The sequence below is a fragment of the Sphingopyxis sp. H053 genome (genome assembly GCF_001468225.1).
Taxonomy (GTDB): domain Bacteria; phylum Pseudomonadota; class Alphaproteobacteria; order Sphingomonadales; family Sphingomonadaceae; genus Sphingopyxis.
Genome location: NZ_LNRU01000005.1, coordinates 214316 through 238893, shown reverse-complemented (window position 1 = coordinate 238893; position 24578 = coordinate 214316). Strand labels below are relative to the sequence as shown.

The following is a 24578-nucleotide window of genomic DNA, read 5'->3' as shown; positions in this document are numbered from 1 at the left end:
TATGCGATTCCATGGCCTGCGCCACGCGGCGACGCTCTGCATCGTGGCGGTCCTTGCCGCCAGTCCGGCGGCGGCGAAAGTGATCAGCGTCAGTGCAACAACGCCCGACGCGAACGAAAAGCTGCAAGAAGCCCTGATCCTCGCGCAGCCGGGCGACACGGTGCAATTGGGCGCGGGCGTGTGGAAGCTCACCGACGGCCTGTCGCTCGACGTCGCCAATGTGACCGTGCGCGGCGCCGGGGCGGGCGAGGGCGGATCGATCCTCGACTTTATCGGACAGCAGGGCGCCGGCGAGGGGCTGCTCGTCACCTCCGACGATGTCTTCCTGACCGAATTTGCGGTGCTCAACACCAAGGGCGATGGCATAAAGTCGAAGGGCGCCGACCGTATCGTCTATCACAAGCTGCGCGTCGAATGGACCGCGGGGCCCAAGGAAACCAACGGCGCCTACGGAATCTACCCCGTCGAAAGCACCGACGTGCTGATCGACAGCGTGTTCGTGCGCGGCGCGTCGGATGCGGGCATCTATGTCGGCCAGTCGAAGAATATCGTCGTCCGCGATTCGATCGCGACCGAAAATGTCGCGGGGATCGAAATCGAGAACAGCTACGACGCCGACGTCCACGACAATATCGCGACGAAGAATACCGGCGGCATCCTGGTGTTCGACCTGCCGAGCCTGCCGATGCAGGGCGGGCACAATGTCCGCGTCTTCGAAAATATCGTGAACGACAACAGCACGGCCAATTTCGCGCCCAAGGGCAATATTGTCGCGAGCGTTCCGACGGGCACGGGCGTGCTCGTGATGGCGAACCGCAATGTCGAGATTTTCGACAATGTCTTCGCCGACAATGGCACCGCGAACGTGATGATCGTGGGCTATCGTTATGAGCACAAGGATCCGAAATATCAGCCGCTGCCCCGCGCGATCGTCGTGCGCGGCAACCAGCATGGCAAGGCGGGCTATGCGCCGAAGTTCCCTGGCGGCGACATGATCGCGGCGGCGATGGGCGGCAGCATCCCGCCAGTCCTTTGGGACGGTGCGGGCGATGCGATCGTGCTCGACAAGGTCGGCGTGCTGTCGCTGAACCTGCCCGACGTAAAGACGCCGCAGAGCGAGGCGAAGCCGTCGCCCGCCGACCTGTCGAAGGGCACGCCGCCCGCGGCGCTGCCCGTGATCAAGCTGCCCGACGCGATGGAGGCGAAGGTCCGGTGAGGCGCGTTTTCGCCGCGGTTGGAGCGGCGCTGCTGTGTGCGAGCGGCGGGGCGGCATCGCCGCCGCCCGGGGTCGATCAGGCGGTGGTCGAAAGCGATGCGATGCCGGCAAAGCTGTCAGCGTTCGGGCTGTTTCGCGGCAATGATCCGCAAACACCCTCGACCGGCATCGGCTACACGCTGCGTGCGCCGCTGTTTAGCGACTATACCGACAAGCACCGCTTCATCTCGATCCCGGCGGGAAAGAAGGCGAAGGTCGCGGCCGACGGCGTCATCGAGTTTCCGGTTGGAACCGTGCTCGTCAAAAGCTTCGGCTGGAGCGACGTCAACGACGGCCGCCCGGTCGAAACGCGCCTGCTGATCCGCCGCGCCGGCGGCTGGACCGCGCTGCCCTATATCTGGGACGCCGACGGCAAGGATGCGACGCTGGCCCTGGGCGGGCGCCGCGTGCCGGTGACCTTCAAGAGCCCCGACGGCGAGACGCACAGTATCCGCTACGCGGTGCCGAACAAGAACCAGTGCAAGGAATGCCACAGCCTCGCCGGCGAGATTGTCCCGATCGGGCCCAAGGCGCGCAATTTCATCCTCGACCCGGCGGCGTCGGACACGCTGCGCAGCCTCTATTTTGAGAACCCTGCCGCGCTCAAACCGACGATGCCGGTGTGGGACGATCCCAAGAGCGGCAGCGTCGCGACGCGCGCGCGCGCCTATCTCGACGTCAATTGCGCGCACTGCCACAATCCTGCAGGCAGCGCGTCGAACAGCGGGCTTTTCCTGCGCTGGACCGACGATCCCGCGGGCGTCAATTACGGCATCGGCAAGCGCCCGACCGCGGCAGGGCGCGGCAGCGGCGGGATGGACTTCGCCATCGCGCCGGGCGATCCCGCGCACAGCTTCCTGATCTATCGCCTCGAAAGCACCGACCCCGGCATCGCGATGCCCGAGGTCGGGCGCTCGACGGTGCACAAGGAGGGCGCGGCGTTGCTGCGGCAATGGATTGCGGAGATGCCGAAAGCATCGCATTAGGCGGGCCATGACCCAGCTCGTCCTCCACGACTATTTCCGCTCCTCGGCCAGCTTTCGCGTCCGCATCGCGCTGAACCTGAAGGGGCTCGATTATGAGCGCGTCGAGATCAGCCTGATCGCGGGGGAGCAGCGCAGCGACGCCTATCTCGAACTTAATGCGCAAGGCTTTGTCCCGATGCTCGTCGTCGATGGTGAGCCGATCATCCAGAGCATGGCGATCATCGACTGGCTCGACCGTGCCTTTCCCGAACCGCGGCTGATCCCCGAGGAAGCGATGCCGCGCGCCGTCGCGCTTGCACGCGCGCAGGTGATCGCGAGCGACATCCATCCGCTCAACAATCTGCGCGTGCTCAAATATCTGAAGCGCGACCTCGGCCTCAACGAGCAGACCAAGGACCGCTGGATCGCGACATGGATCAGCCAGGGGTTCGAGGCGCTCGAGGCGATGGCGGGTGACGGCCGCTATCTCGGCGGCGATACGCCGGGGATCGCCGACTGCTGTCTTGTGCCGCAAATCTACAACGCGCGGCGTTTCGAGGTGCCGCTGGATGCCTTCCCGCGGCTGATCGAAATCGACGCCGCCTGCATGGAGCATGAGGCGTTCCAGCGCGCCCACCCCGACGCGGTCAAGCCCGCGTGATCCGCCTTCTGACGGGAACCCTCGCGCTGGCGCTGCCGGCGGCGGCGATGGCGCAGGACGACCAAGTCTCGGATTCTCTCGAGCCGATCACTATCCCGACAAAGATATATTATCCGGACGCGATCGTGGTGAACGGTGGGCTGCTGCCCAATAATGCCCGCAATCCGCTGGGCGCGACGGTGCTGACTGATTTTGAGCCGGGTATGGGGGCACGCGTCGAAAATCGGCTGCGTGACGAGGCTGGTATTGTCCAGTTCCGCCGCTCGGACGGCCGCACTGCGCACCCGACCAGCCAAGGCGTGACATTGCGGGGGCTAGGCGGGAACGCATCGAGCCGCGCGCTCGTCACGCTCGACGGCGTGCCGCAGGCTGACCCGTTCGGTGGTTGGGTCGCTTGGAGCGCCTATGATGCGATCAACCTCGGCGGCATCGCGATCGCGCGCGGCGGTGGCAGCGGAGCTGACGGGCCGGGTGCGCTAGCCGGAACGATCGGGCTTTATTCCGAGATGACCGATGGCGGCGAGGCGAGCCTCGCCTATGGCAGCCGCGACAGTTGGGACGCGTCGGCGTCGGTCGGCGGCGAGGTCGGCAGCGGACACATCGCGGTGGACGGGCGCTACAGCCGCGGCGACGGTTTTGTGCCGGTCGCGAAGGGACAGCGCGGCATCGTCGATCGCGCCGCGCCCTATGAACAGGGCGGGCTCGGCCTGCGCCTGCGCTTCGATGCCGGCGATGACAGCCGGATCGAAGCGAGCGTGCGCGGCTTTTCGGATCGGCGCGACCGGGGCACCGATTTTACGCAAAGCCAGGTCGATGGGGTCGATGCCAGCCTTCGCTTCATCCATGATCCGGTTGGCGAAACGCAATGGCTCGCGCTCGGTTATATCCAGCTTCGTGATTTCGAAAGCGGCTTCGCAAGCGTCCCGGCGGGACGGAACAGCGTCGCACCGGCGCTTTTTCAGCGGGTGCCGGCCACCGGGCTGGGCGCGCGCGTCGAGTTGCGGCCGCTGATCGGCGACGCCAACCCGCTTCGCATCGGCGCCGACTGGCGGCGGACAACCGGACGCACCGAGGAGGATTTCTTCTTCAGCGGCGTCACGCCGGGTCGCCACCGCACCGCGGGCGGCAGCAGCGATACCGTCGGTGCCTTCGCCGAATGGACGTCGGGCGATGTCAATGACGGCTTTCTGTGGACGCTCAGCGGCCGCGTCGACCGTTGGTGGCTCGGCGAGGGCTATCGGCTCGAACGCAATATCGCGGGTCCCGTCATCACCGACCTGCGCTTCGCCGCGCGGCAGGGCTGGGAAGGCAGCGGCCGCGCCGGCGTGCGCTGGACGTCGGACGCATTCTCGCTGCGCGCCGCCGCCTATCGCGGCTGGCGCCTGCCGACGCTCAACGAACTCTATCGCCCGTTCCGCGTCGGCGCCGAAGTGACGACCGCGAATGCCGCGCTGAAACCCGAACGCCTGTGGGGCGGCGAGGTCGGCGCCGATTGGGACAATGGCGACACCAAGCTGTCGGCGACATTGTTCGTCAACCATCTGACGAACGCGATCGCCAATGTGACGCTCGCGCCGAACCTCAACCAGCGGCAGAATCTCGAAGCGATTGACAGCAAGGGCGTCGAAGTCAGCGCCGAGCAGCGGATCGGCCCCGCGACGCTGCGCGCGACCTATGCCTTCACCGACGCGAAGGTCGATGCATCGGGCGCGGCGCTGGCGCTCGACGGCCGCCGCCCGGCGCAGATCGCAAAACACGGCGGCAGCGTGTCGCTGCGCAGCAATACCGGCGGTCCGTTCGACGGCTTTGCGACGCTGCGTTATGTCGGCAAGCAGAATGAGGACGACCTCGGCCTGCTCGAACTCGGTGACGCACTGACACTCGACGCCGGGCTGTCGTGGAAACTGACCAAGGCGATCAGCATCGAGGCGCGCGGCGAGAATCTCTTCGACGAGTTGGTGCCCGCCGCGATCTCGTCGTCGGGCATCGTCGAACGCGCGACGCCGCGCACCTTGTGGGTCGGCGCGCGCATGTCTTTCTGACTTTCGCGTCATTCCGCCCTTCACAGGCCCGAAACAGGCGATAGGATGGGCGCGCCGGGATTTTTTGAGCGTGTGGGGGTGACCAATTCATGGCCGCGAAGAAGCTGAATCTCGATAATTTCCTGCCCTACCGCCTGTCCATCGCCTCCAACGCCCTGTCGAGCCGGATCGCCGCCGAATATGAGAATCGCTTTGGGCTGAAGATCCCCGAATGGCGGTTGATGGCGGTGCTCGGCGAAGGCCAGCCGAAGACGCAGCGCGAGCTGGTCGAGGCGACGCGCATGGACAAGGTGACGGTGAACCGCGCCGCCAAGGCGCTCGCCGACCGCCAGCTCATCGCGCGCCAGGCGCATGAGGCAGACGGGCGTTCGCACCATCTCGAACTCACCGAAACGGGGCGTTCGCTTTACGACGCGATCGTCCCCGCGGCGCTGGCCAGCGAGACGCAGCTCGAATCGAACATCAGCGCCAGCGAACGCGCGACGCTGATGGCCATCCTTGCGAAACTGACCGCCGCCGCCGAAGATTATGGCTGATCGCATCTATCGCGCCGCACCGGCCGATGCATTGCGCGTCGAGCCGTTGGGCGAACTGACCGCGATTTTCGACCGGCGGTCGATGCAAACGCATCTCGTCGTATCGCCGATGCCCGAGATACTGGACGCGATGGGCGCCGATGCCTGCAATGCCGCCAGTCTCGCCGCGCGCCTTGCCGCCGCGTTCGATCTCGACGCGACGGAGGATGCGCAGCCCATCCTGGCCGAACGGCTGCGCGAGCTCGCGGCGATGGGGTTGGTGGAGCGCGCGTGAGGCACAGCACGCGCATTGCCGTCGGCCCGGTACAGTTCCGGATCGGAAGCGACTGGGCCGAGCCGATCGCGGCGCTCGAACATCTGTACGCGGGGTATCCGCAGGACGATACGCGCCCTTCCGACGCGACCGTGCGGCTGTTCGCGGCGCGGCCGTGGCGGCGCTGGCTTCGGCCGTCGGTCCACATCGGCGGCGATTTCGTTGTCCCCGATGCGCTGCCGCTGCCACTCTCGATGGGGCTACTCGCGGCCGAAATGGGGATGAATTTGCAGGTCGCGCTTGGCTGGCGGCGGCACATGCTGCTGCATGCGAGCGCGGTGGCGAAGGATGGCCGCGCGCTGATCATGTCGGGCGAATCGGGGTCGGGCAAATCGACGCTCGCGGCGCTGCTCGGCGAGAAGGAGGGTGGGGGCGACTGGCGGCTGATGGGCGACGAATTCACGCTGATCGACCCCGCCGGCGGCAATGCCTTCGCTTTCCCGCGCGCGGTCAGCCTGAAGAATGAAGCGATCGCCGAGGTCGCGGCCCGCGTCGACCCGTCGCGGCTCGGTCCGTTGCTCGCCGCAACGCCGAAGGGCGATATCCGTCACCTGATCCCGCGTGCCGATGCGATCGCGGCGATGCACGAGCCCGCGCGCCCGGCGCTGCTGCTGTTCCCGCGCTTCGGCGGCGAGGCAAGTGTCGAGCCGATGGGCGAGGGCGAGGCGTTCGTCCGGTTGACCGAGGCGTCGACCAATTATGTCGCGCTCGGCGAGGCGGGTTTCGCCGCGCTGACGCGGCTCGTTCGCGAAACCCCGGCTTTCGCCATTTCCTATCCCGACAGCGCCGCCGGTATCGCGCTGGTCGAGCAGCTCTGGGCGGAGGCGGCGAAGTGAGCGCGGTACGAAGCTTCGTCGACCTGCTCGCCGGCCGCCGCGACCCCGCCGCACTCGGCCCGCGCGACTGGGACGGCGTGATCGGCGTCGCGCGCAGCGAGGCGATGCTCGCGACGCTCGCGCACCGGCTCGCCGATGCCTGCCTGCCGCCGGCCGTCGCCGCGCTCTTTGCCGATCAGCGCGCCGCCGCGAAAGTCGCGCAGGCGCAGGCCTTGTGGGAGGCCGAGATGGCGCGGCGCGCGCTCGCCCCCGCGGGGATCGAGTTCGTGCTGCTGAAAGGCGCGGCCTATGCCGCCGCCGATATGTCGTGCGCCGCTGGACGCCAGATCGGCGACCTCGACATATTGGTCCTCGCGCCCGACATCCGCCGCGCCGAAAATCTGCTGCTCAAGGCGGGGTGGGAATGGGTGAAGTCCGATCCCTATGACGACGCCTATTACCGCCAGCATATGCACGAGCTACCGCCGATGATCCACAAGGCGCGCGACCGGATGATCGACGTCCACCACACCATCCTGCCGCGCACCCACCGGATCACGCCCGACGCGCTGGCGCTGGTCGGCGATGCGGTGACGAGCGGCGCGGGGTTCGCGGTGCTGAACCCTGCCGACATGGCGTGCCACTGCGCCGCGCATATGCTTGCCGACGGCGATTTGCAGGGTGGGCTGCGCAATCTGTGGGATTTCCACACGATGACGCGCGATTTCGCCGCCGCCGATCCGGGCTATTGGGGGGAGCTCGACGGGCGGGCAGCGCTGCACGGGTTGCAAAGCGCCGTTCACCGCGCCGCGCGGCTGTCGCGCGATCTTTATGGGGTGGCGCTGCCGAGCGCGTGGGATCGGCAGGATCCGTCCGACGTATGGTTCCGCCGCCGCCTCTTCGCGCGCGACGATTGGGGGCGCGTGACCGATCCGCTGCTCGAACAGGCTTTCTACATCCGCTCACACTGGCTGCGCATGCCGCCTGCGATGCTCGCCAGGCATCTCTGGACGAAGTGGCGGAAGCGCTAAAGCGTTTCGAGCAGCGGCACCAGTTCGTCGAAATGATCGATGACATGGTCGGCGCCGAGCTCGCTGGCGGGCCGGTCGAGAAAGCCGAAGCTGACCGCGACGCTCGGCACGCCCGCATTCTTCGCCGCCATCACATCATAAATGCTGTCGCCAACGAAGGCCGCGCGCCCGCCGCCGCATCGCTCGATCATCGCATGGATCGGTTCGGGCGACGGCTTGCGGACGCCCAGCGTGTCGCCGCCGATGATCGTCGCCATGCGGTCGGCCAGATCATATTCGCCGAGCAGGAGGCGCGCCAGATGCTCGGCCTTGTTGGTGACGACCGCGGTGCGCACGCCCAGCGCGCCCAGCCGGTCGAGCGCGGCGATCACACCCGGAAAGGGGCGGCTGTGGACCGCGATATGCGCTTCGTAGAAATCGAGCAGTTCGGGATAAAGCCGCTCGACCGCGCCATCGGGGACGCCGCCCGACGCGCGCAGCCCTTCCTCGAGCATATGCTTCGCGCCGCGTCCGATCATCGGCCGCACCGCCGCCTCGGCCAGCGGGGCGCGGTCCATCAGCCCCAGCGTATGATTGACCGCCGCCGCAAGGTCGCCGAGCGTATCGAGGAGCGTGCCGTCGAGGTCGAAGCCGACGATCGCAAAAGGAAATCCGTTCATCCGCCGCGCATGGCGCGATGCTCTGGAAACCGCAATGATTTGCTGGCATGGCAGCGCGCATGAGCAATAAAATCGCCGCTATCGTCCTTGCCGCGGGCAAGGGCACCCGCATGAAGTCCGACTTGCACAAGGTTCTGCACCCGATCGCCGGCCGGCCGATGCTGCTGCACCTGATGGCGAGCGTCGACGAACTCAGCCCTGCGAAGAAGGTCGTGGTCGTCGGCGACAAGGCCGACCAGCTCGAAGCCGCGCTTGCAGGCAGCGCCGATCTGGCGGTGCAAGAGCCGCAGCTCGGCACCGGGCATGCGGTTCAGCAGGCCGAAGCCGCGCTCGCGGGTTTCGACGGCGATGTGCTGATCCTCTACGGCGATGTGCCCTTCGTTCCCGCGGCGACGATGCAGGCGATGATCGACCGGCTGAACGCGGAAGATGCGCCCGCGGTCGTCGTGCTCGGTTTCGAGCCGTGGGACGGATTGCAATATGGCCGGGTCATCAGCTGGGACGATGGCACCATCACCAAGATGGTCGAATATAAAGACGCGACGCAGGTCGAACGCGACTTTCGCGTCTGCAACAGCGGCCTGATGGCGGTGCGCGCAAAGGATCTGTTCGCATTGCTTGCCCGGGTCACCAACGAGAATGCGGCGGGCGAATATTATCTTGTCGATATCGTCAACCTTGCGATTGCCGACAAGCGGCGCTGCGTCGTGATTAAGACTGACCCCTATGATGTCGCCGGCATCAACAGCCGCGGTGAACTCGCCTCGATGGAGGCCGACTGGCAGGCGCTTCGCCGTCGCGACGCGATGGCCGACGGCGTTACGCTGATCGCCCCCGACACCGTCTGGTTCGCGTGGGATACCGAGCTTGGCCGCGACGTGACGATCGAACCCAATGTCTTCTTCGGCCCCGGCGCGAAGATCGCAGACAATGTGAAGATCCGCGCGAACTGCCATATCGAAGGCGCCATCGTCGGCACCGGCTGCGAGGTCGGCCCGTTCGCGCGGCTGCGCCCCGGCACCATCCTCGGCGAGAAGGCCAAGATCGGCAATTTCGTCGAAACCAAAAAAGCGGTGCTCGGCAAGGGCGCGAAGGCGAATCACCTCACCTACCTCGGCGACGTCACCGTGGGGGCCGGCGCGAACATCGGCGCAGGCACGATCACGTGCAACTATGATGGCTATTTCAAATATAAGACCGAGATCGGCGAGAATGCCTTCATCGGATCGAACAGCGCACTGATTGCGCCGGTCAGGATCGGCCGCGACGCGATCGTCGCCGCGGGCAGCGCGGTGACGCTCGACGTCGCCGACGGCGAACTCCGCCTCGTTCGCGCCGAGCAGCTGGTCAAGCCCGGCTGGGCCGATCGCTTCCACGACGCGATGCGCAAGAAAAAAGCGGCGGAAAAGAAATAGCCCGATGCCCGCACCGACGCTGACGACCGCGCGCCTCGTGCTGCGCCAGCTGCGCGACGACGACGCCGCCGCGCTGTTCCCGGTGCTGTCCGATCCCGAGGTGATGACCTGGTGGTCGAGCGGGCCGCATATATCGCCCGCCGAGACCGAGGCCTATGTCAAAGGCAATGCCAGCGAAGGGCAGGGCTATCTGTGCTGGGCGATCACCGCGGGCGATGATGCCGCGCTCGGCTGGGTGATCCTGATCGACGGCAAGCCCGACGTGAAAGAGATCGGCTATATCCTGCGCCGTGACCGTTGGGGCAGCGGTATCGCGCGCGAAGCGGTGACGCGGGTGATCGACCATGGCTTCGGCGAGATGGGGCTGCGCCGGATCTTTGCCGACACCGACCCCGAAAACCCCGGCTCGATCGGGCTGCTCGAACGGCTGGGGTTCCAGCGCGAAGGCAGGCTGCGCGGCGAGTGGGAGACGCATATCGGCGTGCGCGATTCGCTGATCTACGGCCTGCTGCGGGACGAATGGATGATGGAGAAGACGCAATGAGTGATCGCTATACCGACAAGCCCTTCCTGCGCTTTGTCGACGCCTGGGTGCTGAAGGCGATCGGCCATCTCGACGCCGCGACCGAGACTTATTGCAAGGCGATGGTGCCGCAGCTCGAACAGAGCTTCGGTGTGACGGGCAGCTGGGAACAGATCGTCGAGCAGCAGATGAAGTTCGGCCCCGAGGTGAAGGCGCAGATCCTGAAAATCTGGACCGACGGCAAGGCACGCTTCGCCGCGGGCAATGGCGAGGCGCCCGATCCGGTGCAGTTCGCGATGATCTTCGTCGACCGGAATTTCGGGCGAACATGAGCGGCCCGATCGTCCGTCCGGCGGCGCGCGCCGACTATGATCGCTGGCTGCCTTTATGGGACGGCTACAACGCATTCTACGGCCGTAGCGGCGATACGGCGCTGGCGCCGGAGATCACCGCCGCGACGTGGGAGCGCTTCTTCGATCCCTATGAGCCGATGTTCGCGCTTGTCGCCGAACAGGACGGCGCGCTTCTGGGCCTCACCCATTATCTGCTCCACCGCAGCACGACGTCGTTGCTACCGTCGCTTTATCTGCAGGACCTTTTCACCACCGCCGAAGCGCGCGGAAAGGGCGTTGGCCGTGCGCTGATCGAGGCCGTCTATGACGCGGCAAAGGAGCGTTCGCTGCCGCGTGTCTATTGGCTGACGCACGAAACGAACGACGCGGCGATGATACTCTATGATCGGATTGCCGAAAAATCGGGTTTTCTCGTCTATCGCAAGTCGATCGGTTGACATGATATCATGATATGATATCAGTATATCAATGACCCGCATCCTTGCCGATCTGCCTGACGACGACATCAAATGGCTCGACCAGCTCGCGGCCGAGCAGGGGAAGTCGCGCGCATCGGTTCTTCGCGAGGCGGTGGCGGCCTATCGGGCCGAAACGCCGAAGGACTGGCTCGATGTCGGATTCGGAGCGTGGAAAGATCGCACCGATATAGGCGATGCCGTCGAATGGCAGCGGCGCGAACGCGCGTCATGGACGCGGCCTTGGGACGCCGACTATGCAGAGGTTCGCGCCGAATTTCCCGACCTGTTCGACGAAGACGATGACCGCGAGCATGAAATTCATAAAGCATGGGCGGCCGAAAACGGTGTCGCATTGGACGCTCCCGAAGCGGCAGATGCCAAGCCGAAGAAAAAGAAGAAGCAAGGCCGGACGTGAGCGGCTTTACCTTCGACAGCAATATATTGATCGACGCGCTTCGCGGTTTCCCCGAAGCGCGCCGGGAGATTGAGCGCGCTCTTCAGCGCGATCGCCTCTGGGTAAGCCGGATGGTGTGGATCGAGGTGATGTCGAAGGGCGAGGGCGAAGGGCTGCGCCGGGCCGAGACGCTGCTTTCGGGTTTCGGCGTCGACGAGGTCGATGAAGAGATCGCAGGGCGCGCCGCCAACCTTCGCCGCGATCGGCCGCGGCTGAAATCGCCCGACGCCATCATTCTGGCGACAGCGCAGTCGCGCGGCCGGGTGCTGGTGACACGAAACACCAAGGATTTTCCGGCCAACATGCCGGGCATTCGCGTTCCTTACACGCTCTAACGAAAGCAATTACCCATGTGCGGAATTATCGGAATCATCGGCACGGCCCAGGTGGCGGACCGCCTGGTCGACGGGCTGAAGCGCATGGAATATCGCGGCTATGACTCGGCGGGCGTGTGCACGGTCGAGGGCGGCCAGCTGATCCGCCGCCGCGCCGAGGGCAAGCTGGGCAATCTCGTCAAGGAACTCGCCGGCAATCCCGCGCCGGGCACCGTCGGCATCGCGCACACGCGCTGGGCGACGCACGGCGCGCCGACCACGAGCAACGCGCACCCGCACGCGACGGGCGAAGTCGCGCTCGTCCACAACGGGATCATCGAGAATTTCAAGCCGCTGCGCGAAGCCTTGCAGGCGCGCGGCCGTAAGTTCGAAAGCGAGACCGATACCGAGGTTGTTGCGCATCTCGTCAGCGAACAGATCGAAGCCGGCCTGTCGCCGCAGGAGGCGGTGAAGGCGGTGCTTCCACAGCTCCGCGGCGCCTTCGCGCTCGCGATCGCCTTCCGCCAGCATCCCGATCTGCTCATCGGCGCACGCCTCGGCTCGCCGCTCGTCGTCGGCTATGGCGATGGCGAAACCTATCTCGGCTCGGACGCGCTCGCGCTCGCGCCGCTGACGCAAAAGATCGCCTATCTCGACGAAGGCGACTGGGTCGTCATCACCCGCGACGGCGCGCAGATCTACGACGCCGCAAACAACCCGGTGACGCGCGAAATCACCACCTCGGGGGTCACCGCCGCGGCGGTCGAGAAGGGCAATTACCGCCACTTCATGCAGAAGGAGATTTTCGAGCAGCCGACGGTGGTCGCGCAGACGCTCTCCTCCTACATCCGCCCGCTCGAACAGACCGTCGCGCTGCCGCAGATGGACTTCGACTTGTCCAAGGTCGAGCGCATCACCATCGTCGCGTGCGGGACCAGCTTTTACGCCGGCATGGTCGCGAAATATTGGTTTGAGACTTTTGCCCGTGTCCCGGTCGACATCGATGTCGCCTCCGAATTCCGCTACCGCGACCCGGTGCTCCAGCCCGGCGGGCTCGCGCTCTTCATCTCGCAGTCGGGCGAGACCGCCGACACGCTCGCAGCGCTCCGCCATTGCAAGGCGAACGGGCAGACGATCGCGGTCGTCGTCAACGTGCCGACGAGCAGCATGGCGCGCGAAGCCGATCTGCTGCTTCCAACCCACGCGGGGCCCGAAATCGGCGTCGCGTCGACCAAGGCGTTCACCTGCCAGCTCGCGGTGCTCGCCGCGCTCGCCGCGCACCTCGCGCTCAAGAAAGGCAAGCTCAGCGCCGCTGAAGAGCGCGAGATCGTCAAGCATCTGATCGAGGCGCCCGCCGCGCTCAACGCGGCGCTCGCGCACGACGAGGAAATCTCCAAGATGGCGCACCTCGTCGCTCCCGCGCGCGACGTCCTCTACCTCGGCCGCGGCCCCGACTATCCGCTCGCGCTCGAAGGCGCGCTCAAGCTCAAGGAAATTTCGTACATCCACGCCGAGGGTTACGCCTCGGGCGAGATGAAGCACGGGCCGATCGCACTGATCGACGAGGCGGTGCCGGTGATCGTCCTCGCCCCGTCGGGCCCGCTGTTCGAAAAGACCGTCAGTAACATGCAGGAAGTCATGGCGCGCGGCGGCAAGGTCGTGCTGATTTCGGACGCCGAGGGCCTCGCCGAAGCCGGCGACGGCTGCATGGCGACGATCGAAATGCCCAAGGTCCACCCGCTGATCGCGCCGCTCGTCTATGCGGTGCCGGTGCAGTTGCTGGCCTATCATGTCGCCGTGGCGAAGGGGACCGATGTCGATCAGCCGCGCAATCTGGCCAAGTCGGTTACAGTGGAGTAGGGCGCCCGCCCATCACTCCGCCGCATTAGCCTGCTCGAGAATCGACGCGGCGATTTCGTCGATCTTGCCGGCGACGAGCAAGGGCGCGCCGCCGACCATGCCGACCTGCGTCTGGCCATTTTCATAGTCGCGGAGCCAGGCGACATTTTCGGCGACGACGAGGTAATTGCCGCCGCGCGACTTGAGCGAAATGAATTTCATTGGGGTGTCTCCTGATCCCCGATGCTCTAGGCGGGAAATATGAAGAATATCAGATCGACCCGTCCCGCCGCGATCATCTTCGATTTCGACGGCGTCGTCGCCGACAGCGAGGTGCGCGCCAACCTGTCGCTGGCGGAGAGCCTGACCGCCGCCGGCATGCCCGCGACCTATGACGAATGCCTGCGCGACTATTATGGCCACAACTGGCAGGAAACCGAGCGGCGCATCGTCGCGCGTTACGGGCGTCCGCTGCCGGTCGACTTTCGTGAGACGCACCGCGCGCGGGCACGGGCGCGTTATATGGAAGGGTTCGATGCCGTCCCGGGCGTCGCGGATTTCCTCGGCAGCGTGGGCTCCATGCCGCGCGCGATCGCCTCGTCGAGCCGCGCCGAATATATCGGCTGGGCGCTCGGCCTGTTCGGGCTCGGCCATCATTTCGGCGAACATGTCTACAGCGCCGACGACTGGGACCGCGGCAAGCCCCATCCCGATATCTATCTCGCCGCCGCGAAGGGGCTGGGCGTCGATCCGGCCGCGTGCCTAGCGATCGAGGATTCGCCGACCGGCGCGCAGGCGGCGATTGCGGCGGGGATGACCGTCGTCGGCTTTTGCGGCGCGGGGCATATCGTCGACCGCGCGGGCCATGGCGCGATGCTGCAAGAGGTTGGCGTGCATCATGTGGCGCTGACGTTCGACGAGGTTGCAGCGCTGACGCTCAACCTCAAATGATCCTCCCTGTGGCGAAGCCATGGGGAGGTGGCAGCGCAAAGCGCTGACGGAGGGGCCAATGGCGCGACGTCGCTGCCCCGCCACCATCCTTTGGATGGTCCCCCTCCCCATGGCTTCGCCGCAGGGAGGATTGAAGCTGCAAAAATCTCTGTCCTACTTTGGATCGCTGGATTAGCTTCGCGCCCGGTTCGATCCCGACCGCGGGACGAAATATGCAATCGCGAGTGAAGTTACGCAGTTTTCCGCGATTTTTTCAAAACGCCTTTCGAGGAGAGAGATATGTGCACCGAAAACACCGAAGCCGATCTCGACCGCGCGGGATTGCCCGTCGGGCGGCGTAGTTTTGCCGCGCTTGCTAGTGCCGGTGCGCTGATCGCGGCGCTGCCCGCGCGTGCGATCGCGGGCAAGCCGGTGAAGGGCCGCGATGTCGAGATCAAGACCGCCGATGGCACCTGCGACGCCTATTTCGTCGCGCCCGCGAGCGGCAAGCATCCCGGCGTGCTCATCTGGCCCGACATTCGCGGGCTGCGTCCCGCCTTTCGCCAGATGGCCGACCGGCTGGCGGGCGAGGGCTATGCGGTGCTCTGCGTCAATCCCTTCTACCGCTGGCAGAAGTCGCCCGTCGTGACCGCGACGAGCGATTTCAACGATCCGGCGATCCGCGAAAAACTGTTCGGTTACCTGAAGCTGCTGACGCGCCCGATCGTCGAAACCGATGCCAAGGCGCATCTGGCTTTCCTCGATGCGCAGAAGGAGGTCGATACCAAGCGCAAGATCGGCACGACCGGCTATTGCATGGGCGGGGCGATGACGATCTATACCGCGGCGCTGAAGCCCGATCGCGTCGGCGCGGCGGGCAGCTTCCATGGCGGCGGGGTCGGCACCGACAAGCCCGACAGCCCGCACCTGCTGATTCCGAAAACCAACGCCGGTTACCTGTTCGCGATCGCCGATAACGACGACAAGGAAACGCCGAACGAGAAGATACTGCTCAAGGCCGTTCTCGAACCGCGCAAGCAGTGGCACGAGGTCGAGGTTTACGAAGGCGCGATGCACGGCTGGTGCCCGCCCGACGGCCGCGCCTACAACGAGGCGGCGGCCGAAAAGGCGTGGGCGCGGATGCTGGCGTTGTTCAAAGCCGAGCTCGCCTGACGCCGCTAGCGGGGCAGGGTGTCGAGCAGCGCCCTGCCGCGCGGCGACAGCCGATATCCGGTCTCGAGACTTTCGGTCAGGCCAAGCTCCTTGAGCTTGCGGATATTCTGCTTGAGCCACATCTTTTCGACACCGAGCGACTTTGCGATGTCGGCTGCCGCTTGTCCTTCGTGCGCGGCGATATGGTGCAGGACCGGCCGCGTCCACGGGCTGGCCCCCCGGTCGAACCGGTCGAGCCGCTGCGCGAGCGACGCCGCCTCGTCCGCCGAAAGATCGCCGGCCTCGCGAAGCGCGATGCGCGGATCGGGCCGATCGAAACGGAGGGCGATGCAATAGATGTCGCCGTCGGGTCGCGCGTCGAGTTCGGCGAGCAATTCGGCGCGCGACCCGAACCCGGCCGCGCGCGCCTCGGCTTCGGTAATCGCGGTGGACGCACAGGGCGTCACGCTTTCGATCGCCAGCTCGCCGATCGCGGTACGCAGCCGCCCGCCGGCCTTGACCGTTGGACGCCGCCAGCGCCGAAAGGCAAGCGTCACCTCGCGGGTCCCGATGCGTTCGAGAAGGATGGCGCGGAACAGCATCGATCCGCCGGCGCCTCAGTGCGCGTGCGCGCCGCCGCTCGCGGCATAGCTCGCATAGACGCGCTGGCCGCCGGGACCGAAGGTCATGACCTTATAAGCTTCGCGGTGGTCGCCATGCTCCATGCCGGGCGATCCCGTCGGCATGCCCGCGACCGCGAGGCCTTTCACGCCCTTGGGTTTTTCGCGGAGCAATCGGCTGATTTCCTTCGCGGGCACATGGCCTTCGATCACATAGCCGCCGACGAGCACGGTATGACAGCTGCGCAGCGCCTGCGGCACGCCCTGCTTGTCCTTGACCGCATTCATGTCGGGCGAATTCACCACGACCGCCTTCTGTCCGAACGACGCTTTCACCTGCTCGAGCCATTTGAGGCAGCAGCCGCAGCCCGCGTCGCGAAACATCGTCGGGTTCGCGGCGTGCGCGGTGCCGATCACGGCGGAGAAAGCGGCGAGGGCGAAAAACGCGCGGCGGGCAGGAGTCATCGCAAATCCTTTTTGAAGAGGTTGCCGCGAACTTATAGGCTGACCCCATGAAAGTCCATTTCATCCGGTCGGGCGAGCGCCGTTACAGCATGCGGATCGAGCGTGCCGGTGCGCCGGTGCTGGTGATGGACCCGGCGCCGGGTTTCGATCCCGACCTGCCACACGACATGGTGCATTTCGTCGTCGAGGCGGCGCTGGGGCTCAAGGCCGGCGTGTTCGGCCAGATTGCCGCAGGGGGCAACGCCGGATCCTTCCACATCGGCGGCCCCGAGGGCGGCGACGCCCGCGAGCATCGCCGTGCGGCGCGCAAGCAGGCGGCGAAGGGAAGGAAGCTGATCGAGGGGCAGGGGCGCGATGGCGAGCTGTCCGAAATCGCGGCGTTCCTGTTCGATGTCGCGTGGCGGAGCCAATTGCGCCCCGACAGCGCGGCGCAGCGCGCGGCGCTCGGCGAGGCGGATCGGACGCGGGCGGGCCTCAGTCCCGAGGAGCGCGCGCGGATCGATACCGCGCGGCCGCAAATATTCGAGACGTTCGAGCGGCTTTCGAAGGCATGGCGCGCGCTGCCCGTCGGCGGGGCGCTGATCCTCGAATGGCCGTCCGTTCAGCCCATCGGGTAGAGGATGTCCTTGCTGACCTTGTACAGCGCCTTCATCACATCATCGGCCAGCACAAGTTCCATCGCGTCGAGGATCGGATCGACCTGATCATAAGCGCTGACCCCGACGATCGTCGAGGCGACGAAATCATGCTGCTTCGACCAGGCGGTCGCCATCGTTACCGGGTGCAGCCCGGCTTCTTCCGCAATCTTCAGATAGCGCTCGGTCGCAGCAAGGCTCTTGTCGTTGACGAAGCGGCGACCCATCGCAGCCTGCCGGCCCTCCATCTTCAGATAGCGCGAAAAACGCGCGCCCTCGGGCGTCGCGCCACCCTGATATTTGCCTGACAGAACCCCGCCCGCGAGCGGCGAGTAAGGGATCAGGCTCACGCCTTCCTGCCGGCACACCTGCACCAGTTCGTCTTCGAAGCGGCGGTTGTTGAGGCTGAAATTATTCTGGATCGTGTGGTAGCGCGCGCCGCCGAGCCGGTCCGACGCCGCGAGCGATTTCATCAGCCCCCAGCTCGTCTCGTTCGAGCAGCCGAGAATGCGCACCTTGCCGGCGCGGACGAGCTCGTCGAGCGCGTCCATCATCTCGTCATAGGGCGCGTCATGGTCGGGCCAGTGCGTCTGGTAGAGGTCGATATAGTCGGTCTGGAGCCGCGTCAGGCTGTCGTCGACCGCCTGCATGATATTCTTGCGGTCGAGCGCGGTCATCCCGCTGCGGCACGGCGACTGGAACCACACATGGCTCGGCCCCGACACCTTCGTCGCGAGGATGATCGCGTCGCGCGGCTTGGTCTTCATCCAGCGCCCGACGATCTCCTCGGTCCGCCCGACCCATTTGACGTCGGGCGGCACCGGATAGCCCTCGGCGGTATCGTAGAAATTGATCCCCGCATCGAAGCATCGGTCGAGAACGCGGAACGCCGTCGCCTCGTCGGCCTGGCTGCCGAAGGTCATCGTCCCCATGCAGATGTCGGACACATGGATGGCGCTCTTGCCGAGGCGACGACTCTGCATGCTCTTGTTCTCCGGTCAGAAGAGGGGAGCGCCGTCCATAGGTTGCGGGATGCAACCTTGCAATCAGATCAGTAGCGCGAGCGACCCCACGAGCAACGCCGCCATCGTCCAGTTGAACGCCTTGAGCCGCGCCGGGCTCGACAGCCAGCTGCGCATCACCTGGCCCATCACCGCCCACAGGCTGGTCGAGGGCAGGTTGATGATCCCGAACACGACCGCGACGAGCAGCACCGCGCCGAGATTGCGGTCGGGGGCGTAAAGCGCGATCGCAGTCAGCGCCATCGACCAGGCTTTGGGGTTCACCCACTGGAACAGCATCGCCTGCACGAAGGTCATCGGCTTGCCGCGCGCGCCGCTTTCGGTGTCGGGCGCGGCGGCGTTGGCGATCTTCCATGCGAGCCAGAGCAGATAGGCGACGCTCACCACCTTCAGCACGGTGCCCAGTATCGGGAAGAGGTCGAACAGACCCATCAGCCCGACCCCGACCAGTATGATCATCAGCGTGAAGCCGATGCCCACCCCCAGCGCGTGCGGCACCGTCCGGCGTAGCCCAAAATTGGCGCCCGATGCCATCAGCATCATATTGTTCGGCCCCGGCGTGATCGACGAGACGAGCGCGAAGGCGGAGAGCGCGAGGAGAGTGGTCTGGTTCATGCACGCAACATAATGCGTTTTGATGCGCGATGGATTGCAAAGGTGGCCCGCTACGAGCTAGATTATGCAATCTATGATCAAGATCGATACCATTGGCCGCAAGATATTGCGCGAGCTGTCACTCGACGGGCGAATCTCGAACCTTGAACTCGCCGAGCGCGTCGGGCTTTCGCCGTCGGCCTGCCTGCGCCGCGTTCAGGAGCTTGAGCGCAGCGGGGTGATCAAAGGCTATCGCGCGGTGATCGACCCGGCGAAGCTTGGATTGACCTTCCTTGCCTATGTGACCGTCGGCCTGTCGTCGCACACGAAAAAGTCGCAGGTCGATTTCGAGGCGGCGATGGCGGGCGCGCCCGAAGTCCGCGAATGCCACAACATCACCGGCACGATCGAATATCTGCTGCGCGTCGAGACCGAGGATCTGGCGGCGTACAAGCATTTCCACACCGAAGTGCTCGGCGTGCTGCCGCAGGTGCACTCGATCACCACTTATGTGCTGATGGACTCGCCAAAGGACGAGCGGGCATAGTTTTTCTTCGCCATGCCCGCGAAGCGGTGAGCTTGAACCGCGGTCCCCGCGACCGCATATCGGTTTCATGACGAAACTCTCTTTCCTCGACCTCGTGCCCGTGACCGACACCGGCACGATTGCCCAATCGCTCGCCAACGCCGCCGATCTCGCCCGCCACGCCGAGGCGCTCGAGTACGGACGCTATTGGGTCGCCGAGCATCATGGCATGACGGGGATCGCGAGCGCCGCGACTTCGGTCGTGCTCGCGCATATCGGGCACGCGACCCACAGCATTCGCATTGGTTCGGCGGGCATCATGCTACCCAACCATGCCCCGATGGTGATCGCCGAGCAGTTCGGGACGCTCGAAGCCTTGTTCCCCGGCCGGATCGACCTGGGTCTGGGGCGCGCGCCGGGATCGGATCAGCGCGTCGCGCGCGCCCTGCGCCGGACGCTCGCCAGCGACGAGCGCCAGTTTCCGCAGGATGTGCTGGAATTGCAGGCCTTCCTCGCCGGTGACGAGCAACTGGGTATCACAGCGGTTCCGGGTGCGGGCACACATATCCCGCTGTGGATACTCGGCTCCAGCACCTTCGGCGCGCAGCTCGCGGCGATGCTCGGGCTTCCCTATGCCTTCGCCAGCCATTTCGCGCCCGACGCGCTCGACGAGGCGCTCGACATCTATCGCCGCCAGTTCAAGCCGTCGGCGCAGCTCGCCGAACCCTACGCCGCCGCAGCGTTCAACGCCTTCGCAGCCGACAGCCGAGAGGAAGCCGAACTGCTTGCCTCGTCGCAGCAGCAGGCGTTCGTTGCGCTGCGCACCGGCAATCCGGGCAAGATGCAGCCGCCATTGGAGGGCTATAAGGACAGCCTGCCGCCGAATGCGCGCGCGATCCTCGATCATGTGCTGCAATGTTCGGCGGTCGGCACCGCCGACGATATCGCGGCGGGGCTGAAAACTTTCATCGCGCGCACCGGCGTCGACGAGGTGATCATCGCGTCGTCGATGTACGACCATGATGCGCGCAAACATTCGCTCGCGCTGACGATGGAGGCGGGCAAGTCGCTCTGATAGATCCTCCGCATCGCTGCGCGACAGGGAGGAGCAAGTGCGACCCCCAATGTTGACGTCCCTCGGACTGCGGCAGTATAGGAGCGGCCCGACCAAGGGCGGCCCGCAGAAGGGTCGCCTTTTTACTTTTGACTGAAAGGTGCCTGCCATGACGATCACGCCGCTGATGCCCGTATACCCCCGCTGCGGTGTGCGTCCGGTTCGCGGCGAGGGCGCCTATCTGATCGGCGAGCGAGGCGAGCGCTATCTCGACTTCGCGAGCGGCATCGCAGTCAACCTGCTCGGTCATGGCCACCCGCATCTGACGAAGGCAATTCAGGATCAGGCCGCGACGCTGATGCACGTGTCGAACCTCTACGGCAGCCCGCAGGGCGAAGCCTATGCCGCGCGCCTCGTCGAGAACACCTTCGCCGACACGGTCTTCCTGACCAATTCGGGCGCCGAGGCGGTCGAATGTGCGATCAAGACTGCGCGCGCCTATCATTCGAGCGCGGGGAACGCCGAAAAGCATAATCTGATCACCTTCAACAACGCCTTCCACGGGCGCACGCTCGGCACGATCTCGGCGACCAATCAGGAAAAGCTGCGCAAGGGTTTCGATCCGCTGCTGCCAGGCTTCGCCTATGCGCCGTTCGACGACATCAACGCCGCGCTCGATCTGGTCGACGACAACACCGCGGGCTTCCTCGTCGAGCCGATCCAGGGCGAGGGCGGCATCCGCCCGGCGTCGCAGCCCTTCCTGCAGGCGCTGCGCGACATCTGCGACAAGCGCGATCTGATGCTCGTGTTCGACGAAGTCCAGTGCGGCGTCGCGCGCACCGGCGCGCTCTATGCCTATGAACATTATGGCGTCGTCCCTGACATCCTCGCGAGCGCCAAGGGCATCGGCGGCGGTTTCCCGATGGGCGCGTGTCTCGCGACCGAAAAAGCCGCGCGCGGTATGGTGATCGGCACCCACGGCTCGACCTACGGCGGCAACCCGCTCGCGTGCGCGGCGGGGCAGGCGGTGCTCGACGTCGTGCTCGAAGACGGCTTCCTCGCGTCGGTCAAGGCAACCGGCGAGCGCCTCCGCGGGGCGCTCGAACAGCTCATCCCCAATCACGACCAGCTGTTCGACAGCGTCCGCGGCGTCGGCCTGATGCTCGGGCTGAAACTCAGCTCGGACAGCCGCGCGTTCGTGGCGCACCTGCGCGACAATCACGGGCTGCTGACCGTTGCGGCGGGCGAGAATGTCGTCCGCGTGCTGCCGCCACTCAACATCGACGACAGCCATATCGCCGAATTCATCGAGAAACTGTCAGCGGGCGCGGCGAGCTACACGCCGCCCGAGTCCTGATGTTTTCCGTTCCTGTAGAACGGAGGGCATAATGCGGCACTTCCTGAACCTGTCCGACGCGGGCGGGGACGCGGTCGCCGCGATGCTCGCCGACGCGATCGACCGCAAAGCGGCGCGCGCCGGCTGGCCAAAGGGCAAGGTCGATGCCGATGCGCCGCTCGCGGATCATGTGCTCGCGATGGTGTTCGAGAAGAATTCAACGCGCACCCGCGCCTCGTTCGACATCGCGATCCGCCAGCTCGGCGGCACGCCGATGATCATGGACGCGGGCGTGACGCAGCTCGGGCGCGGCGAGACGATCGCCGACACCGCGCGCGTACTGTCGCGTTACGCCGACGCGATCATGATCCGCACCGACGATCATGCGAAAGTCGAAGAGCTTGCCGAATATGCGAGCGTGCCGGTGATCAACGGCCTGACCGACCTGTCGCATCCGTGCCAGATCGTCGCCGACCTGCTGACGGTCGTCGAAAGCGGCAAGGCGTTGCCGGGGCTCGAACTCGCATGGCTTGGCGACGGCAACAATGTCCTCTCCTCGCTGATCGAGGCGGCGGGACTGTTCGGTTTCCACGTCCGCGCCGGCGTTCCGCAGGGCTATGATCCCGATCCGGACTTTGTCGAAGCCGCGCGCGCCAAGGGTTCGCGTATCGACATCGTGCGCGACGCGCGCGAGGCGGTGGCGGGCGCCGATCTGGTCGTCACCGACACCTGGGTGTCGATGGGGCAGGATCACGCGCACAACAAGATCGCGGCGATGGCGCCCTATCAGGTCGACGAACGGCTGATGACGGGTGCGAAGGACGACGCGATCTTCCTCCACTGCCTTCCCGCGCATCGCGGCGACGAGGTTGTCGATGCGGTGATCGACGGCCCGCAGTCGCGCGTCTGGGACGAAGCCGAAAATCGCGTCCATGCGCAGAAGTCGATCCTGCTCTGGGCGCTCGAAAAATTGTGAGTTCGAAGACGTGAGTGACATCATCGAAACCTGGTTCGACCAGCCCCTGCTGTTCACGATCGCCGAGCGCCATGTGCGCGGGCGACTGGTGCGGCTCGGGCCGACGCTCCAGGCGATCATGGGGGCGCATAATTACCCGCCGGTGGCCGAAAAGCTGCTCGCGGAGGCGCTGGTGCTCACCGTGCTGCTCGGCTCGACGCTCAAGGACGAAAATGGCCAGATGACGCTGCAGGCGCAGACCGGCGGCGGCCCCATTGAGCTGCTCGTCTGCGACTATCGCGGCGGCGAACTGCGCGGTTACCTGAAATTCGATGCCGAGCGGCTAGCCGAGGTCGGCTCCGACCCGACCTTGTTCGCGCTGTTCGGCGAAGGCTTTCTTGCGATCACCTTCGACCAGGCGACGACCGCCGAGCGCTATCAGGGCATCGTCCCGCTCGAGGGTGCGTCGATCGGTGAGGCGGCCGAGCATTATTTCGAACAGTCCGAGCAGATCCCGAGCCTGATCAAGCTCGCCGCGCGCCACGATCCCGAGGCGGGCTGCCTCGCCGGCGGGCTGCTCTTGCAGCATCTGCCCGAGGGCGAAGTCGGCCGCGACCGGTTGCACGTGCGCCACGACAATGCCGAATGGGAGCATGCCAAGACCATCGCGGCGACGCTGAAGGACGAGGAACTCACCGATCCGGCGACGTCGCTCGAGACGCTCGCGTGGCGGCTGTTCCACGAGGATGAGGTGCGCGTCGAGCCGGGCATCGGGGTGTCGCGCGGATGCCGGTGCAGCCCCGGTTATTTCGCCGGGGTGCTCGCGCAGTTTCCGGAGGCCGAGCGTGCCGACATGGCCGATGAAAATGGCCGGATCGTCGTCGACTGCGCCTTTTGTTCGCGCTTCTTTCCGATCCCGCTCGATGAAATCTCGGCTCACAATCGCGCGGAATAGCGATGGAATTTCCGCGAATTTCGGCGACGAAGCGAGGTAATTCGGCGCCAAGTGGTTGAAAACGCATCCCCGGCTTGCTAGCTATAAGGGAACAGGGTCGCATATTCGCTCGCTCGCGGGCGGCCAATGGAACAGGTGGAATGGCGATCTTCTCTCCCACATTGCGAATGTCTCTCCTTGCGCTCGGCTGCGCCGCCGCGAGCGCCGTGCCGGCGCAGGCGCCTTCGCTGGCGATGCTCGACCGCCTCGAAAAAGGCAGCTGGCAGCTTCGCGAACGCGGCAAGGACGACGTGTTGCAGACGATTTGCGTCGGCGACGCGCGGCGGATGATCCAGATCCAGCATCCACGCTCGACCTGTTCGCGCTATGTCATCGAAGACACGCCGAATTCGGTGACCGTCCATTATACCTGCCCCGGCGCAGGGCATGGCCGCACGAGCATCCGCAGCGAGACGAACCGGCTGGTCCAGATCGACACGCAGGGCATTGCCGAGGGCAGGCCGTTTTCGCAGGCGATCGAGGCGCGCCGCGCTGGCGGCTGCTGAGCGAACGAAATATTAACCATGCGGCGTTAAACGAGGTGCAGGGCTTCTTCATGAGTGCCCTTCTCCCTAACGGCTGTCATGCCGAACTGGGCCGTGCGGCAAGTGCCAAGCGGCCCATTTTCTTTGATGCGGCGCAGCACTTGCGCGCCCCGCGGC

General features: G+C 65.7%; 30 protein-coding genes. 24 read left to right on the top strand and 6 right to left on the bottom strand.

The genetic code is table 11. From position 1 onward, the window contains the following. The first annotated feature begins 1 nt into the window (after nt 1). The 8 genes from ATE70_RS11510 (at nt 2) to ATE70_RS11475 (ending at nt 7618) form a co-directional block, all read left to right on the top strand. Entirely contained in the window at nt 2-1216 is a 1215-nt protein-coding gene (locus ATE70_RS11510; protein ID WP_058538042.1) for a parallel beta-helix domain-containing protein, read from the top strand. Then, a complete protein-coding gene (locus ATE70_RS11505) occupies nt 1213-2241 on the top strand; it encodes an SO2930 family diheme c-type cytochrome (RefSeq protein WP_058538041.1) in 1029 nt (342 codons plus the stop codon). The genes ATE70_RS11510 and ATE70_RS11505 overlap by 4 nt, the downstream gene beginning before the upstream one ends. Nucleotides 2242-2248: 7 nt before the next feature. After that, entirely contained in the window at nt 2249-2881 is a 633-nt protein-coding gene (gene maiA / locus ATE70_RS11500) for a maleylacetoacetate isomerase (protein WP_058538040.1), read from the top strand. After that, nucleotides 2878-4923, top strand: a complete 2046-nt coding sequence (locus tag ATE70_RS11495; protein ID WP_058538039.1) for a TonB-dependent receptor — start codon at nt 2878-2880, stop codon at nt 4921-4923. The genes maiA and ATE70_RS11495 overlap by 4 nt, the downstream gene beginning before the upstream one ends. An 89-nt stretch (nt 4924-5012) precedes the next feature. After that, nucleotides 5013-5459: a MarR family winged helix-turn-helix transcriptional regulator gene (locus ATE70_RS11490; protein WP_058538038.1), complete on the top strand. Its 447-nt coding sequence runs from the start codon at nt 5013-5015 to the stop codon at nt 5457-5459. Next, nucleotides 5452-5733: an HPr-rel-A system PqqD family peptide chaperone gene (locus ATE70_RS11485; RefSeq protein ID WP_058538037.1), complete on the top strand. Its 282-nt coding sequence runs from the start codon at nt 5452-5454 to the stop codon at nt 5731-5733. The genes ATE70_RS11490 and ATE70_RS11485 overlap by 8 nt, the downstream gene beginning before the upstream one ends. Then, on the top strand, nt 5730-6608 hold the full coding sequence (locus ATE70_RS11480) for an HprK-related kinase A (protein ID WP_058538036.1): 879 nt from the start codon (nt 5730-5732) through the stop codon (nt 6606-6608). Before ATE70_RS11485 ends, ATE70_RS11480 begins: the two co-directional genes overlap by 4 nt. Next, complete coding sequence (locus ATE70_RS11475; protein WP_082639413.1) at nt 6605-7618, top strand: nucleotidyltransferase domain-containing protein; 1014 nt, start codon at nt 6605-6607, stop codon at nt 7616-7618. The genes ATE70_RS11480 and ATE70_RS11475 overlap by 4 nt, the downstream gene beginning before the upstream one ends. Here ATE70_RS11475 and ATE70_RS11470 read toward each other — a convergent pair. Then, nucleotides 7615-8277, bottom strand: a complete 663-nt coding sequence (locus ATE70_RS11470; RefSeq protein WP_058538035.1) for an HAD-IA family hydrolase — start codon at nt 8275-8277, stop codon at nt 7615-7617. The two genes, ATE70_RS11475 and ATE70_RS11470, sit on opposite strands and share 4 nt — an antisense overlap. A 59-nt stretch (nt 8278-8336) precedes the next feature. Between ATE70_RS11470 and glmU the strand changes: the two genes are divergently transcribed. Genes glmU through glmS form a run of 7 tightly spaced genes read left to right on the top strand, consistent with a single transcriptional unit; the run spans nt 8337 to nt 13654 of the window. Continuing rightward, complete coding sequence (gene glmU / locus ATE70_RS11465) at nt 8337-9692, top strand: bifunctional UDP-N-acetylglucosamine diphosphorylase/glucosamine-1-phosphate N-acetyltransferase GlmU (RefSeq protein WP_231732642.1); 1356 nt, start codon at nt 8337-8339, stop codon at nt 9690-9692. A gap of 4 nt (nt 9693-9696) precedes the next feature. Continuing rightward, on the top strand, nt 9697-10236 hold the full coding sequence (locus ATE70_RS11460; protein ID WP_058538033.1) for a GNAT family N-acetyltransferase: 540 nt from the start codon (nt 9697-9699) through the stop codon (nt 10234-10236). Continuing rightward, nucleotides 10233-10547, top strand: a complete 315-nt coding sequence (locus tag ATE70_RS11455; protein WP_058538032.1) for a hypothetical protein — start codon at nt 10233-10235, stop codon at nt 10545-10547. The genes ATE70_RS11460 and ATE70_RS11455 overlap by 4 nt, the downstream gene beginning before the upstream one ends. Beyond that, nucleotides 10544-11005: a GNAT family N-acetyltransferase gene (locus ATE70_RS11450; protein WP_058538031.1), complete on the top strand. Its 462-nt coding sequence runs from the start codon at nt 10544-10546 to the stop codon at nt 11003-11005. The genes ATE70_RS11455 and ATE70_RS11450 overlap by 4 nt, the downstream gene beginning before the upstream one ends. Before the next feature lie 31 nt (nt 11006-11036). Beyond that, nucleotides 11037-11441 carry a ribbon-helix-helix domain-containing protein gene (locus ATE70_RS11445; RefSeq protein ID WP_058538030.1) on the top strand — a complete coding sequence of 135 codons (405 nt, stop codon included), beginning with the start codon at nt 11037-11039 and terminating at the stop codon, nt 11439-11441. After that, nucleotides 11438-11815, top strand: coding sequence for a type II toxin-antitoxin system VapC family toxin (locus tag ATE70_RS11440; RefSeq protein WP_058538029.1), 378 nt, complete (start codon nt 11438-11440; stop codon nt 11813-11815). The genes ATE70_RS11445 and ATE70_RS11440 overlap by 4 nt, the downstream gene beginning before the upstream one ends. Nucleotides 11816-11830: 15 nt before the next feature. Then, on the top strand, nt 11831-13654 hold the full coding sequence (gene glmS / locus ATE70_RS11435) for a glutamine--fructose-6-phosphate transaminase (isomerizing) (RefSeq protein ID WP_058538028.1): 1824 nt from the start codon (nt 11831-11833) through the stop codon (nt 13652-13654). Between the two features lie 12 nt (nt 13655-13666). On the opposite strand, the gene ATE70_RS11430 is transcribed toward glmS, so the two are convergent. Next, a complete protein-coding gene (locus ATE70_RS11430) occupies nt 13667-13855 on the bottom strand; it encodes a hypothetical protein (protein WP_058538027.1) in 189 nt (62 codons plus the stop codon). Between the two features lie 39 nt (nt 13856-13894). On the opposite strand from ATE70_RS11430, the gene ATE70_RS11425 reads away from it, so the two are divergent. Together ATE70_RS11425 and ATE70_RS11420 are read left to right on the top strand one after the other, a co-directional pair. After that, nucleotides 13895-14584, top strand: coding sequence for an HAD family hydrolase (locus ATE70_RS11425; RefSeq protein WP_058538026.1), 690 nt, complete (start codon nt 13895-13897; stop codon nt 14582-14584). A 279-nt stretch (nt 14585-14863) separates the two neighbouring features. Continuing rightward, entirely contained in the window at nt 14864-15736 is an 873-nt protein-coding gene (locus ATE70_RS11420) for a dienelactone hydrolase family protein (protein WP_058538025.1), read from the top strand. A gap of 5 nt (nt 15737-15741) precedes the next feature. On the opposite strand, the gene ATE70_RS11415 is transcribed toward ATE70_RS11420, so the two are convergent. Both ATE70_RS11415 and ATE70_RS11410 read right to left on the bottom strand, forming a co-directional pair. After that, entirely contained in the window at nt 15742-16317 is a 576-nt protein-coding gene (locus ATE70_RS11415) for a winged helix DNA-binding protein (RefSeq protein ID WP_058538024.1), read from the bottom strand. Between the two features lie 15 nt (nt 16318-16332). Further along, entirely contained in the window at nt 16333-16800 is a 468-nt protein-coding gene (locus ATE70_RS11410) for a DUF411 domain-containing protein (RefSeq protein WP_058538023.1), read from the bottom strand. A 47-nt stretch (nt 16801-16847) separates the two neighbouring features. Between ATE70_RS11410 and ATE70_RS11405 the strand changes: the two genes are divergently transcribed. Then, entirely contained in the window at nt 16848-17417 is a 570-nt protein-coding gene (locus ATE70_RS11405; protein WP_058538022.1) for a hypothetical protein, read from the top strand. Here ATE70_RS11405 and ATE70_RS11400 read toward each other — a convergent pair. Continuing rightward, a complete protein-coding gene (locus tag ATE70_RS11400; protein ID WP_058538021.1) occupies nt 17402-18418 on the bottom strand; it encodes an aldo/keto reductase in 1017 nt (338 codons plus the stop codon). The genes ATE70_RS11405 and ATE70_RS11400 overlap by 16 nt on opposite strands. Before the next feature lie 63 nt (nt 18419-18481). Next, nucleotides 18482-19072, bottom strand: coding sequence for a LysE family translocator (locus ATE70_RS11395; RefSeq protein ID WP_058538020.1), 591 nt, complete (start codon nt 19070-19072; stop codon nt 18482-18484). A 64-nt stretch (nt 19073-19136) separates the two neighbouring features. Here ATE70_RS11395 and ATE70_RS11390 point away from each other — a divergent pair, with 64 nt between their 5' ends. The 6 genes from ATE70_RS11390 (at nt 19137) to ATE70_RS11365 (ending at nt 24422) form a co-directional block, all read left to right on the top strand. Continuing rightward, on the top strand, nt 19137-19598 hold the full coding sequence (locus ATE70_RS11390; RefSeq protein ID WP_231732643.1) for an Lrp/AsnC family transcriptional regulator: 462 nt from the start codon (nt 19137-19139) through the stop codon (nt 19596-19598). 67 nt (nt 19599-19665) lie between these two features. Beyond that, a complete protein-coding gene (locus ATE70_RS11385; RefSeq protein ID WP_058538019.1) occupies nt 19666-20652 on the top strand; it encodes an LLM class flavin-dependent oxidoreductase in 987 nt (328 codons plus the stop codon). Nucleotides 20653-20800: 148 nt separating this feature from the next. Beyond that, the gene (locus ATE70_RS11380) at nt 20801-21988 is read left to right on the top strand and encodes an aspartate aminotransferase family protein (protein ID WP_058538018.1); all 1188 of its coding nucleotides are present in this window, start codon (nt 20801-20803) and stop codon (nt 21986-21988) included. A gap of 28 nt (nt 21989-22016) precedes the next feature. After that, nucleotides 22017-22943, top strand: a complete 927-nt coding sequence (gene argF, locus ATE70_RS11375) for an ornithine carbamoyltransferase (protein WP_058538224.1) — start codon at nt 22017-22019, stop codon at nt 22941-22943. Between the two features lie 10 nt (nt 22944-22953). Further along, the gene (gene hslO / locus ATE70_RS11370) at nt 22954-23877 is read left to right on the top strand and encodes an Hsp33 family molecular chaperone HslO (RefSeq protein WP_231732644.1); all 924 of its coding nucleotides are present in this window, start codon (nt 22954-22956) and stop codon (nt 23875-23877) included. A 167-nt stretch (nt 23878-24044) separates the two neighbouring features. Beyond that, nucleotides 24045-24422 carry a hypothetical protein gene (locus ATE70_RS11365; protein WP_058538017.1) on the top strand — a complete coding sequence of 126 codons (378 nt, stop codon included), beginning with the start codon at nt 24045-24047 and terminating at the stop codon, nt 24420-24422. Nucleotides 24423-24578 lie beyond the last annotated feature (156 nt).